Origin of the sequence: Mesorhizobium atlanticum, assembly GCF_003289965.1 — a bacterium.
In the GTDB taxonomy this organism is placed as follows: Bacteria; Pseudomonadota; Alphaproteobacteria; order Rhizobiales; family Rhizobiaceae; genus Mesorhizobium; species Mesorhizobium atlanticum.
The window spans coordinates 59,526-72,147 of the sequence record NZ_QMBQ01000011.1; the positions used below are offsets into that span (position 1 = coordinate 59,526).

10 protein-coding genes are annotated in these 12,622 nt (G+C 63.0%); 5 read left to right on the forward strand and 5 right to left on the reverse strand.

Annotated elements, in window-relative coordinates; translation table 11 throughout:
- The first annotated feature begins 78 nt into the window (after window positions 1-78).
- From DPM35_RS28845 to DPM35_RS28865, 5 genes are all read left to right on the forward strand, one after another.
- The gene (locus DPM35_RS28845) at window positions 79-2,445 is read left to right on the forward strand and encodes a beta-glucosidase (protein WP_112130986.1); all 2,367 of its coding nucleotides are present in this window, start codon (window positions 79-81) and stop codon (window positions 2,443-2,445) included.
- Between the two features lie 106 nt (window positions 2,446-2,551).
- Window positions 2,552-3,757, forward strand: a complete 1,206-nt coding sequence (locus DPM35_RS28850; protein ID WP_112130753.1) for an ABC transporter substrate-binding protein — start codon at window positions 2,552-2,554, stop codon at window positions 3,755-3,757.
- A gap of 123 nt (window positions 3,758-3,880) precedes the next feature.
- Window positions 3,881-4,756, forward strand: coding sequence for a carbohydrate ABC transporter permease (locus DPM35_RS28855; protein WP_112130755.1), 876 nt, complete (start codon window positions 3,881-3,883; stop codon window positions 4,754-4,756).
- Window positions 4,757-4,767: 11 nt separating this feature from the next.
- The gene (locus DPM35_RS28860) at window positions 4,768-5,637 is read left to right on the forward strand and encodes a carbohydrate ABC transporter permease (protein WP_425373427.1); all 870 of its coding nucleotides are present in this window, start codon (window positions 4,768-4,770) and stop codon (window positions 5,635-5,637) included.
- Window positions 5,638-5,640: 3 nt separating this feature from the next.
- A complete protein-coding gene (locus DPM35_RS28865; RefSeq protein ID WP_112130758.1) occupies window positions 5,641-6,711 on the forward strand; it encodes an ABC transporter ATP-binding protein in 1,071 nt (356 codons plus the stop codon).
- A 194-nt stretch (window positions 6,712-6,905) separates the two neighbouring features.
- On the opposite strand, the gene DPM35_RS28870 is transcribed toward DPM35_RS28865, so the two are convergent.
- From DPM35_RS28870 to DPM35_RS28890, 5 genes are all read right to left on the reverse strand, one after another.
- The gene (locus tag DPM35_RS28870; protein ID WP_245431688.1) at window positions 6,906-7,604 is read right to left on the reverse strand and encodes an SDR family oxidoreductase; all 699 of its coding nucleotides are present in this window, start codon (window positions 7,602-7,604) and stop codon (window positions 6,906-6,908) included.
- The gene (locus DPM35_RS28875) at window positions 7,594-9,009 is read right to left on the reverse strand and encodes a GH1 family beta-glucosidase (protein ID WP_112130762.1); all 1,416 of its coding nucleotides are present in this window, start codon (window positions 9,007-9,009) and stop codon (window positions 7,594-7,596) included. Before DPM35_RS28875 ends, DPM35_RS28870 begins: the two co-directional genes overlap by 11 nt.
- The gene (locus DPM35_RS28880; protein WP_112130763.1) at window positions 8,990-10,633 is read right to left on the reverse strand and encodes an amino acid ABC transporter permease; all 1,644 of its coding nucleotides are present in this window, start codon (window positions 10,631-10,633) and stop codon (window positions 8,990-8,992) included. The genes DPM35_RS28875 and DPM35_RS28880 overlap by 20 nt, the downstream gene beginning before the upstream one ends.
- 62 nt (window positions 10,634-10,695) lie before the next feature.
- Window positions 10,696-11,442, reverse strand: a complete 747-nt coding sequence (locus tag DPM35_RS28885) for a transporter substrate-binding domain-containing protein (protein ID WP_112130765.1) — start codon at window positions 11,440-11,442, stop codon at window positions 10,696-10,698.
- A gap of 17 nt (window positions 11,443-11,459) precedes the next feature.
- On the reverse strand, window positions 11,460-12,536 hold the full coding sequence (locus tag DPM35_RS28890) for a LacI family DNA-binding transcriptional regulator (protein ID WP_112130767.1): 1,077 nt from the start codon (window positions 12,534-12,536) through the stop codon (window positions 11,460-11,462).
- Window positions 12,537-12,622 lie beyond the last annotated feature (86 nt).

Consider the following 12,622-nt stretch of genomic DNA (forward strand, 5'->3'; position numbering starts at 1 on the left):
ACGACAGGTTCGCCAAGGCGGAAATGGCCACGGAATTTCGGGAAACCGACACCCGGGCACAATGAGGTGGAAAGTCTGATGGCATGGAATATTTCCGACAAGGAACTGGGCGCCCTGGTGGACCAGATGACTCCCGAGGAAAAGGTAACGCTGGTGACAGGCAGCGGCCTTTGGCGCACCGCGGCCAACTACAGGCTCAACATTCCCGAGCTTTTGATGACCGACGGGACCTATGGCGTGCGCTACTCGATCGAACAGATCGACGGGCCGCAGGACAGTGACAGCCAGCTCGCGGCCTTCCTCAGTGTTGTCAATGCGGACCTGTCGCGCGGCGTCGAAGGAGCCTTCGGCTCGACCCGCCCGGCAACCTGCTTCCCCAACGGATCATCCTTCGCCTGCTCATGGGACGTGGATCTCGCCCACGCGCTCGGCGAGGCCCTGGCCGACGAATGTCAGGCCTTCGGCGTCAATCTTCTGCTAGGTCCCGGTATCAATATTCGTCGTACGCCGCTCGCCGGGCGCAGCTACGAATACTACTCCGAAGACCCGGTTCTGACCGGCGAGATCGCCGCCGCGGTCATCAACGGCATGCAGAAGAACGGGGTCGGCGCGTCGCTCAAGCATTTCGCCTGCAACAATTCCGAAGTGCAGCGGACCACGATGAGCTCGGTCGTCGAGGAGCGCGCGCTGCGCGAGATCTACCTCGCCGGATTCGAAAGAGCGATCCGCAAGAGCAACCCCTGGACCGTCATGAGTTCCTACAATCGGCTGAACGACGTCCAAGCGGCCGAGAACCATTGGCTGCTGACCCAGGTGCTGCGCGACGAATGGGGTTATGATGGCGTCGTTGTCTCCGACTGGCACGGCATCAAGGACCGTGTCGCTTCGATGAACGCCGGCAACGATCTCGACATGCCGGAAAGCGCGGCGCGCAGGCAGGAATTGCTCGAGGCCGTGGGAGACGGTCGTGTCTCGACGACGGTGCTGGACCTGTCATGCCTGCGTATCCTCAAGCTTATTCGGACGGCACGCAACGGCGCCCGCAGGAATGTGGCCGTCGACTTCAAGAAACATCACGCCCTAGCGCAGCGTATGGCGCTCGAATCCATCGTGCTGTTGAAGAACGAGGGAAACCTTCTGCCGCTCGACGGCTCCAAGCCGCGCAAGATCGCCGTGGTTGGCGCCGCTGCGCGCGAGCCGGTCATCCAGGGATCGGGCTGCGCCACGACCCGGCCGACCGAGGTCGATATTCCGCTCGACGAGATCCGGCGACTGGCGCCCGGCTCAACCGTCACCTTCAATTCGGCATCCGACTTCGCGGCCGGCGCCGCCATCGAGCAGGCCGCTCTCGCCGATGTGGATGCGGCCGATGTCGTGCTGTTCTTCGGGAATACGGAAGTGGGCTATGACGGCGAGGGCTCCGACCGTACGGACCTCAACCTCCATGACGGCCAGGACGATTTGATCAACCGGCTTTCGAAGCGGAACCGCAGATTCGTCGCTATCCTTGCCACGCCCGACGCCGTGGCCATGCCTTGGGTGGACCAGACGGCCGCCGTACTGGCAATGTTTTTCGGTGGCCAAGGCGCGGGCCGCGCCGTGGCCGAACTACTGTTCGGCGTGCACAACCCGTGTGGCAAGCTAACCGTCACCTTCCCGGTGCGTCTCGAGGACACCCCGGGCTTCCTCACCTACCCCGGCGAGAACAACAGGCATGTCTATAGCGAAGGCATCCACGTCGGATACCGCTCCTACGACAAGCGCAAGCTTGCTCCGCTGTTTCCGTTCGGCTTCGGCCTAAGCTACACGACCTTTGACTACTCCAACGTCGAAACCGATGCCGCGAGCATCACGGCGACCAGCAACCTCAAAGTGTCCTTCGACGTGACGAACACCGGCGCGCGCGCCGGCAAGGAAATCGTGCAGGTTTACGCTCGGCCGCACAACCCGCGCCTCATACGCCCGATCCGCGAGCTAAAGGGCTTCGCCAAGGTCGAATTGCAGCCGGGAGAAACCAGGCGCGTCGATATCACGATTGAGGCGCGCGACCTGCGCTACTACGACAACGACTACCGAACCTGGCTGCTCGACGCGGGCAAGCTGACCATCGAGGTAGCTGCCTCCTCGCGCGACATCCGGCTGGAAAGATCCATCGATGTCGAAGCTCCGGCACTACCGTCCAGCATTCTGACCGTCGAAAGCCAGCCTTCCACGGTGCTGGAGCAGGAATACGCGCGCAAGCGCTTCGGCTTGTTCCTCAAGGAACAACTCGATCTCGACGAGGAAGAAACCGACAAGCTGCTGGAATATTGCGGCGGCTCCTTCCTCGGAATCTACAACACCGTCGCCTGGGTCGCCGGAGACAAGATTTCGAAGGATGTCATGGCCGCCTTCCTGGATGGCCTGAACAAGGAAATGGGCAGGGCAATCGGAAAGGCTGCCTGACGGTTGCTCGCCCTTCGCTGCTCGGCAAGGGCGGAACGCAAATTCAATCAACAACAACAACTTCGGGAAGGGAACCAACGTGAACCTAAGATACTGCTCTTCCGCAATGGCCTTGTTCGGCCTCCTTGCGGCCTCCACCTCTGCCTTTGGCCAGACCGTCGATGTGCAGCAATATTGGAACAGCGCCAGCGAATCGAAAGCGATGAACACGATCGCTGATGCCTACAAGGCCCGCGGCGGCAAGTGGATCGACAGCCCTTCGGCCGACTTTGACTCCGCCATCGCGGCGGCCACTAGCCGCATTGCCGGCGGTGAACCGCCTTCGGCAGTGCTGATGAACCCGAACGCGGCAATGCGCGACCTCGCTTCCGGACAGTTGCGCGATTTCGACGACCTTGCCGCAAAGAATGGCTGGCAGAAGGCGATCGCGCCCATCGTCTGGGACAAGCTGAATGTCGACAAGCATCTCGTCGGCCTGCCGGTGGGCATCCATGCCGACAACTGGATCTGGTACTCCAAGTCCCTCTTCCAGGCGGCGGGGATCGATGAGCCGAAGACGCTCGACGAGATGTTCGCCGCCGCCGACAAACTGAAGGCCGCTGGCCACACCGCCTTCGCCGTCGGTGGCGAGCCCTGGCAGGAGGTGTCCATCCTTACCTCCATGATCATCGCGCTCGGCGGCCCCGAATACTGGAACGAGCTTTTCATCAAGCGCGACCCCGAGGCGCTGAAGTCGCCTCTCCTGCCGCGGGCCTTCGAATTGTTCCGCAAGGTTTCGACCTACACCGATCCGGCAAGCCCTGGCCGCTCCTGGAACGAGACCACGAACATGGTAGTGACGGGCAAGGCAGGCATGCAGTTCATGGGCGACTGGGCGCGCGGCGAATTCCTCGCCGCAGGTCAGGTCGCCGGCAAGGAATTCGGGTGTTTCCTCGCCCCGACCGACAAGCCGGCCTACGCCATCGTCGTCGACATCTTCGCGTTTCCAGTCAACAAGGACGAAGACCGGATCAAGGGCCAGACCCTCCTCGCCGAAACCGTCATGGATCCGGCTGTCGAAGCAAAGCTAGCGGCGGTAAAGGGATCCGTGCCCTCACGCCTCGACGTCGACACAAGCACACTGGACCTTTGCGCCGCCAAGGGCGTGAAGGCGCTCGCAACACCTGGCGTCACGGTATCGTCCACCTACGACGCCCTTCCCGGCGACCTGAACGGCCGAATGACGGATCTTGCGACGCAGTTCTGGACCGATCCCTCGATGACGGTCGAAGCTGGCGTAAAGGGCCTGGCAGACATCCTCCAGAGCAAATAGGGCTTTGGGGTCGGGAATAGGCGAAACCCGGTTCCGGCAACACCCTCCTGGAGCAAGGTCTCGACAGGTGTTGCCGGTCGCTCGCTTTGGATGCGGGAGGGGTTTGCCTATGGGAGGATTGGAATGACGACCTGGCTCAAGCGGCAGGGTTTCAAGCCGAACATCACGGTGGCGATCTTCTTCGCCGTCGTGGCGGTCTTCTTCTATGGCTCGATCCTGTGGACCTCCTATATGTCCCTGACGCGCTCGACGCTGATCCCCAAATATGAGGTCGTCGGCCTCGTTCAGTATGTCGACCTTTTCACCAACCAGCGCTGGCTCGTGTCCTGCCTCAACATGGTGATTTTCGGCGTGTTCTACATGGTGGGTACGCTGGCGTTCGGCATCCTGCTTGCTGTGCTAGCCGACCGGCGCATCAAGGCCGAATCCTTCTTCCGCACGATCTTCCTCTATCCACTTGCGGTCTCTTTGATCATTACCGGCCTTTCCTGGCGCTGGCTTTTGGATCCTACCAGCGGCCTGCAAGCGCTGGTGCGCGGCATGGGCTGGGAAAGCTTCACCTTCGACTGGCTCACGCGCCCTGACCGCGCCATCTACACCCTGGTCATCGCCAGCATCTGGCACTCCGCCGGCCTGGTAATGGTGATCGTTCTCGCCGGCCTGCGCGGCATCGACAGCGACCTGTGGAAAGCCATCCGGATGGAGGGCATTCCACTGTGGCGGGCGTATCTCCAGGTCATCTTTCCCGGCATGCGGCCGGTTATCGCGTCCTGCGTGGTGCTACTCATGTCCGAGGTGATCCGGGGCTATGACCTGATCATCGCCATGACCAAGGGAGGACCGGGCATCGCGACTGAAATGCCCGCGAAGTTCGCGGTGGATTTCTATTTCACCCGCGTCAATCTCGGCCTGGCCTCGGCCGCGTCGATGATGATGCTCCTGCTGTCACTGCTTCTGCTCACCCCTTACTTCTACAGCGAGTTCCGGAGGCGCATATGACATCTGCCGCCATCCGCAGAGAACCGGCATTCGGACCACGGACCGCACGCGTCGGGCTCTATGCCTTCCTCGTCGTCTCCGCCGTCTTCTTCCTGCTGCCGCTTCTGCTGGTGATCATGAACTCGCTGAAGCCGATGGAGGAAATCCGTCAGGGCAATCTGCTCGCGCTGCCGATCAATCCCAACTTCGACGCCTGGGTGAGTGCCTGGCAGAGCGCCTGCACCGGTCTCGAATGTGCGGGCATCCGCCCTGGCCTGTGGAACTCCATCAAGATCACTGTGCCGAGCGTGGTCATCTCCACCCTGGCCGGTGCGCTCAATGGCTATGCGCTGGCGCAGTGGAAGTCGCGGCACGCCAACATGATCATGCTGCTCGTAACTGTCGGCCTGTTCGTCCCCTACCAGGCGATGCTGTACCCTACCGTGAAGATCCTCAGCAATGTCGGGCTGTTCCGCACATACCTTGGCATCGTCTTCGTGCACGTCATCTATGGCCTGCCCTACACGACGCTGCTCTTTCGCAACTTCTATGTCGGCGTACCCGACGAGATCAGCCGCGCGGCGCGGATGGAAGGAGCAAGCTTCCTGAGAACATTCTGGTCGATCATACTGCCGATCTCCACAAACATCCTGGTGGTGGTTGCCATCCTGCAATTCACCGGCATCTGGAACGACTACCTTCTCGGCCTGATCTTTGCCGGCAACGACAATCTGCCGATGACCGTGCAGCTCACCAACATCGTTAGCAACGCGCGCGGCGCCGCAAATCCCAACGTGAACATGGCGGCGGCGCTGATCACAGCCATTCCGACGCTCGTCGTCTACTTTCTCTCCGGCCGCTATTTCGTGCGCGGCATCGCCGCCGGCGCCGTCAAGGGTTGAACCATGTCCAGCATTTCTGTGCGTCGCATCAAGAAGTCCTTTGCCGCCCTCACCATCCTCCATTCGGTCGACATGGAGATCGAGAAGGGAGAGTTCGTCGTCATCCTCGGCCCCTCGGGTTGCGGCAAATCCACTCTACTGAATGTGATCGCCGGGCTCGAGGAATGCGACGAGGGCCAGATCGTTATCGAGGGAAAAGACGTGAGCGGACTTGAGCCGAGCGAGCGGGGTCTGGCGATGGTGTTCCAGTCCTATGCGCTATTCCCGGCCATGACCGTGCGCCGTAATCTCTCCTTCGGCATGGAGATTGCCGGGACGCCGAAGGCAACGGTGGCCGAGAAAGTGGCCTGGGTCGCAAAGCTCCTGCAGATCGAAGCCCTGCTCGATCGCAAGCCCGGCCAGCTTTCCGGCGGCCAGCGTCAGCGCGTGGCGATCGGCCGCGCGCTTGTGCGCTCCTCCAGCATCTGCCTGTTCGACGAACCCCTGTCGAACCTCGACGCGAAGCTCCGCGCCGAAACGCGCGTCGAGCTCAAGCAACTGCATGAGACGCTGGGCTCGACGATGATCTACGTCACGCATGACCAGATCGAGGCCATGACCATGGCCGACCGTGTCGCCGTCATGCACAAGGGCAAGGTCGAGCAATTCGCTCATCCCCAATCGGTCTACGAGAAACCAGCAAGTCTGTTCGTCGCCGGCTTCGTTGGCTCGCCGGCGATGAACTTCCTCGAAGGCAACCTTGACGGCTTGGGGCGTTTCGTGACCGGCGATGTTTCCATCGATACCAGCGCCTACGCCTTCGAGGGACCGCCACTCGCGCGCGAGGCCGTGCTTGGCGTTCGCTGCGAGAACATATCCATCGTTGAGCGAGGCACGCCGCAGACTATCCCGGCGATGTTGGCCTTCACGGAACTGCTGGGCGCGGACGCACTCGCCTGGTTCGACTGCCTTGGAAAGCGTTTCAGCGTCCGGCTTGGCGTCGAGGCGGCGCGATCCATGCGGAAAGAAGTAGGCCTGCGTTTCGACATGGCGAAGGCATCACTGTTTTCCGTCGCCAGCGAAAGGCGGCTCTGAGCTGACTATGACCACGCTTCCATATCAATACTTTGAGAACAGGCTGCCCTATCCGGCAATAAGCGCGTCGCAGGGGCCGCGGACCTATTGCCATATCCGATGGCGATCGATCAGTGTTCGAGGCTTGATCGCCGGATCGAAAATCAGTCTCCGCAAGATCCGCCTGCGCCCCACATTTCTGATAGGCTGCAAACCTACCAGCCGACTGGCTTGCCATCGAAAGTGAGGAACGAACCGCTGTCCTTGATCGACGCGCGGTCGATTATACCGCAAAGGCCGCGGGCGCTGCGCGCGGCTGGCAAGACCGCTTCGGGGCCTCCCATGTCGGTCCTCACCCAACCCGGATGGAGAGCCAGCACCGCGATGCGCTCCGCCTTCAGATCACGCGCAAGCTGCACGGTGGCCATGTTGAGCGCGGCCTTTGAGCAGCGATACGCATAGTCGTCATCCTCATCGTCGAGCAGCCCTTCGGTCATCGAGCCGGCTCGGCTGCTGATATTGGCGACAATGGCTCTGGCCGCCAGCCGAAGGTTCGGGAGCAGGGCCTTGGTCATGAGGATCGGTGCCAACGTATTGGCGCTGATGACGTCGAGAAACGTCGCAGCCTCCAGAGCTTCAAGTCCGGGCGCTGGACTGCGGACGGCAGCGTTGTTGACCAGAACATCGATAGAGCGGCCGACCAGCCGCCCGGCAAGAGCATGGATCGACACGGGATCGGTCACGTCCAGCGGCTGGAATTGCACGTTTTCCTCAAAGCCGACGGTCGGAAACGCACGGCCGCAAGCGATGACCCGCCAGTCGGCCGCCGCGTACTGACGAACGAGCTCGCGGCCGAGCCCGCGCCTGGCACCGGTGATGAGGACCGTGCCGGCCGATTCGAGCTTAGCGGCCAAGTCCGGCCCTCCGTGCCGGCACCAGGCCTTGCTGCCTTGCGATCGCGGCGTAGATCTCGCCGGAATATTTGATGCGCCGCTCCTGCGTTTCGTAGTCGACATGGGTGATGCCGAAAGGGGTGGTGTAACCATAGGCCCATTCGAAATTGTCCATCAATGTCCAGGCGAAATAGCCCTTGACGGGCACGCCCTCGGCCGCGGCCTTTGCCACCTGCTCGAGATGGTCGACATAGTATGCGGCGCGCAAATCGTCCCAGACATGGCCGTCGGCGCCGACCTGTTCGGGCCGTGTGGCAACGCCGTTTTCGGAAATGTAGATCGCCTTGGGCCCGTAACGGTCGTTCACATAGCGCAGGATGTCGTACATCGCGCGCGGCCAGATCTCGTAACCCACCGCCGAATAAAGGCCTTCCGGCTGGACGCGCCGGTAGTTGAGGGGGGCGAGATCGGTGCCTGCCGCGATCACCGAACGGCGGTAGATGTTGACCCCGAGATAATCCACCGGCGCGGCGATCAGCCGGTTGTCGTCTGCGTGGATCTCCGGCAGCAGGTCGCCGTAGAGGTCGAGCATATCCCGTGGGTAGGCGCCCTTGAACACGGCGTCCAGGAACCAGCGGTTCTGCGCGCCGTCGAAGCGCCGCGCTGCGGCAAGGTCGCGCGGGTCGGTGCTTGCCGGCTCAGCGACATTGAGGTCGAAGACGATGCCCACAGAAGCGTCGGGCACCTCGGCGCGGATGGCCGGCACAGCCTTGCCGTGGCCGAGCAGCGCATGATGGCTCGCGGCGACGCCGCCTTTCGTCCCGTCGCGAAGGCCCGGGGCGTCCTCACCCGAAGCGTGGCCCGACCAGCAGAAGGTCCAGGGTTCGTTGAGCGTGGTCCATTTCTTGACACGATCGCCGAAGCTGCGCGCGGCAAGTGCCGCGTACTCGGCCAGCGCGTCGGCGGTGTCGCGGCTATACCAGCCGCCGCGCTCCTGCAGCGCCTGGGGCAGATCCCAGTGGTAGAGCGTGAGATAGGGTTCGATGCCGGCTTCCAGCAGGCCGTCAATCAGCCGGTCGTAATGGGCGATGCCCTTGGCGTTGGGCGCGCCCCGTCCCTCGGGAAGAAGCCGTGTCCATGCGAGCGAAAAGCGATAGGCGCCGAGCCCCAGCGTCTTGAGCACTGTGATGTCGTCGCCCCAGCGATGGTAGCTGTCACAGGCGACGTCACCGCTGGAGCCGTCGTTAATTACGCCCGGCACCTTGCAGAACCGGTCCCATATGCTCTCGCCCTTACCGTCGGCGGCCGGCGCGCCCTCGATCTGATAGGACGCGGTGGCCGCGCCAAAGACGAAGCCTTTCGGCATCACAAGGGAAGCGGCTCGCGCTTCGAGGTCTCGGCGCGCTTTATCTATGCTTGATGTCATATTTTCTCTCGACGGTGCTGACGAGGCTGGCCGCCAGCGTCAGCAGGATGTAGAAGATGGCGGCGGAATTGTAGGGAGCGAACGGTAGGAAGCTTGCCGACTGGAATTCCCGCATGCGCTGGGTGATGTCGCGGATCGACAGGATCGACAGCAGCGATGTGTCCTTCAGGATGGCGATCAGTTCGTTGCCGAGCGGCGGGATGATTATGCGAAAGGCCTGGGGCAGGATAACCAGCCGCGCCGTCTGCCAGCCGTTGAGGCCGAGGCTGCGCGCCGCCTCGAGCTGGCCGCGCGGGATGGCGTTGATGCCAGAGCGGAAGATCTCGGCCAGATAGGCCGAATAGGCGAGCGCCATGGCGGCGATGCCGCGGGCAAGGTTCGGCGGGTCGAAGACGCCCTGCGTGGCGTCCTTCAGCGCGCCGGCCAGCGGCAGGCCGACATAGAGCACGATGACCAGCATCGGAATGCCGCGGATGGTGTCGACGATGAATTCAGAGCCGATCGAGAGCGGATGCCGGCGATGGATATGGCCGCCGAACGTCAGCAGGCCGAGCACAATGGCAAGCACCGCAATCGTGATGCCGGATGCCTTGTCGCGGTCGCTCAGTGTCTGGGTCTGCCAAAGCACCGGAAAGCCGGCAGGCGCCGAGGCGGAGGGCAGCAGGGCAGCGCTGACATCCTTCTTGGCCAGCGCGGCGAGCGCTTCCGGCGCGCCCTGGAAAGTGCGCAGCGGCACATCGTCTCCCGGGCCGGATGGAAACTGGCCGAAGCGCACGGCGCCGATCATACCGGCTGGCGTACCCGATATGACGGCCACCTTGCCTTGAAGGCTTCCGGCCAAAGTGTAGGCCTGGCGCGGCTGCGCCAGGAACCATGCGGCCGCGCAGGCCAGCAACACCGTGATGGCGATGCAGGAGAGATCGGCTCGCCTGCTGTATTCGAGCTTGAGCAGACCTACCCAAATGAGGCCGAGCAGCGCCGCAAGGATATAGGCTGCCACCGCGGCGCGGATGGTGGTGGCGACGCCGGCCGCGAAGGCCATCGGCGCCAGGAGCAGGATGAAGACCAGCCCTGCGCCGTTGACTAGGCAGAGGGACATTCGTCCGGCCCGCCGCGCGGCGTCGCCATTGCCTCGCCGGGCGCCGACTAGAAACAGGGCGAGAGCGACAACGGTCATGGCGAGGTAGATCCACAAAAGCACCGAGACATGGCCCTGCACCATCGCCTGCGCCTCGCCGGTCAACTGACGGGGCGTCACGCCCTGCACGACCAGCTTGGAGGTAAAGGGATCGACAGCGTTTGCAACGACCGACGACGCATAGGGATAGACGAGGCCGGTCGTCGCCGCGACCAGCGCGGACACGAGATTGATTGCCGCGCACAACAGTGCAAGGCGCGGTTTCGGCGCCCTGGCTCGGCTGAAGACGACGGCGCCGACGCCGGCGGCGAAGGCGACGGCCAGTATGGCGAAGCCGGGCACGAACGCGGACGAGCCGTGCTCAACGCCGAGAATGGCGCGCAGCGAACGCTGGTAGTCGGCCGAAGAGGCGAAGAGATAGACGATGAACGGCAGGGCGGCGGCAATGATGAGATTGCTCGGCCGAAGGCGCATCAGGAGCTGCATCGGTGACCGCCCTCCAACAAAAAGGCCCCGGCGCGGCGGCGCGCCGGGGCTGTCGACCACGATTACTTGACGCCCCAGTACTTGCTGATCAGCGCGTCCAGCGTGCCATCCTTCTTGATGGCCTCAATGCCTTCGTTGAAGGCGGCGACGTTCTCGTCGCCCTTGCGGAAGACGAGGCCTAGCGGATCCGACTGGAGATTGCGGACCGGAACCACCAGCTCGCCCGCGAACTCCTTCTCGTAGGCGGCGGCGTTGGCGCCGTTGATGACGACGCCGTCGACATCCTTGTTCTTGAGCGCGATGACGGAGGCGCTGAAGCTGTCATAGGCGACGACATTGTCCTTGCCGACGATGCCTTCGGCGACCTGCGCGTCGGTGGTGTTGGCCTGGGCCGAGAGCTTCTTGCCCTTCGATTTGAAGTCGTCGACGCCCAAGCCTTCGTCCGCGACACGCATCAGGATCGCCTGGCTGTTGACGATGTAGGGCTCGGAAAAATCCATGGCCTTCTTGCGCTCGTCGGTGATCGAGACACCGGAGGCGACAAAGTCGAAATTGCCCTGATCGAGCGCCGCGAAGATGCCGTCCCAGCCGGTGGTGACGAATTCCGCCTTGCAGTTGATCTTGGCGCAGACCGCGTTGACCACATCGACGTCGAAGCCGACGATCTGCCCGGTCGCGGTGTCGACGCTCTCCATCGGCGGCGAGGTGGTGTCGGAACCCACCTTCATGAGCTTGCCGCCAAGATCGGCGGCCTGCGCGGTGCCGGACGCCAGCAAAGCCAGCGTCAGGCCAAACAGGATTTTCTTCATGCTGTTTCCTCCATTTTTCAAGGATGAGAGCGGCTCAAGCGGCCGCCGAGATTGTCGGCCTGCCGCGCGATCAGTTGCGGGCGGAAGACCTCGGTGAGTTGCGCGGCATTGTCGCCGGCCATCAGCCGCAGCAGGAACTCGCCCAGTCGGCGGCCGAGCACTTCGATGGGCTGATAGAGCGTGGTAACGGGAGGGGTGAAATAGGCACTGACGTTGATGTCGTCATAGGCGATGACGTCGACATCCTCGCCGACCCCTAAGCCAAGCGCGTCAAGGGCCGACAGCACGCCGAGCGTGGTGGATTCGTTAACGCAGACCAGCGCCGTGGGCGGCTGCGGCAGGCCGCGCAGCGCAAGCGTGCTGTCGCGGCCGAAGCGCGTGGACAGATCGCCACCGGCAATCAGATCGAGCGACGGGTCGACCCCCGCCTCGCGAAAAGCCCGGACAAAACCGTCGATCCTGTCCAGCGCATAGGAGAAGCGCTGGTCGGCGTTGATCAGTGCGACGCGGCGGTGGCCGCCGGCAATCAGCCGCGCCGTGGCGGCATGGGCGGCCCATTCGTTGTCGACGTCGACATGGGCGTAAACGAGCGGTTCTCGGCAGCGACCGAGCGAGACGAAGGGGAAGCCAGATTGCGTGAGCATTGCAATGCGCGCGTCTTCAGCCAACACGCCCGAGAAGATCAGCCCGTCGGCGAGCTTCTGATCGGCGACGCGGCGGGCGATCGCACAGGCATCGTCGAAAGAGCGATAGCCATGGACCGAAAGCTGGTAATCACTGCCGTCGAGCGCCTGGCTGATGCCGCTCAGGATCTGCGTGTATTCGACGCCGTCCCATTCGTAGCCGGCGGCCGAGGTGAGCGGCATCAGCACTGTCGCCTGATAGGTCTTGCCGGTGCGCAGCGCCATGCCGCGCGCATTGGCCTGGTAGCCCAGTTCCTTGGCAGCGGCGAGGATCGCCCCGCGGGTCTGCTCGGTGACCACCGGCGAGCCGCGCAGCGCCTTCGAGATCGTCCCTATGGAAAAGCCTGTATGCGCCGCCAGCGTCTTGATGGTCGGCGAAAGCTGGCTCGCCGCGGTGCTGCCCTCTGCCATTGCGCCTAGTCTCCTCCCAAGAACGATTTACCGGCAAATAAAAACGTTTTCAAGGAAAATAAAAACGTTTTTACTACGAAGCGAAC

Coding starts and splice junctions, on each gene's coding strand:
- DPM35_RS28845 (WP_112130986.1), top strand. CDS start 79: ATGGCATGGAATATTTCCGACAAGGAACTGGGCGCCCTGGTGGACCAG.
- DPM35_RS28850 (WP_112130753.1), top strand. CDS start 2,552: ATGGCCTTGTTCGGCCTCCTTGCGGCCTCCACCTCTGCCTTTGGCCAG.
- DPM35_RS28880 (WP_112130763.1), bottom strand. CDS start 10,633: ATGCAGCTCCTGATGCGCCTTCGGCCGAGCAATCTCATCATTGCCGCC.
- DPM35_RS28855 (WP_112130755.1), top strand. CDS start 3,881: ATGACGACCTGGCTCAAGCGGCAGGGTTTCAAGCCGAACATCACGGTG.
- DPM35_RS28885 (WP_112130765.1), bottom strand. CDS start 11,442: ATGAAGAAAATCCTGTTTGGCCTGACGCTGGCTTTGCTGGCGTCCGGC.
- DPM35_RS28865 (WP_112130758.1), top strand. CDS start 5,641: ATGTCCAGCATTTCTGTGCGTCGCATCAAGAAGTCCTTTGCCGCCCTC.
- DPM35_RS28890 (WP_112130767.1), bottom strand. CDS start 12,536: ATGGCAGAGGGCAGCACCGCGGCGAGCCAGCTTTCGCCGACCATCAAG.
- DPM35_RS28875 (WP_112130762.1), bottom strand. CDS start 9,009: ATGACATCAAGCATAGATAAAGCGCGCCGAGACCTCGAAGCGCGAGCC.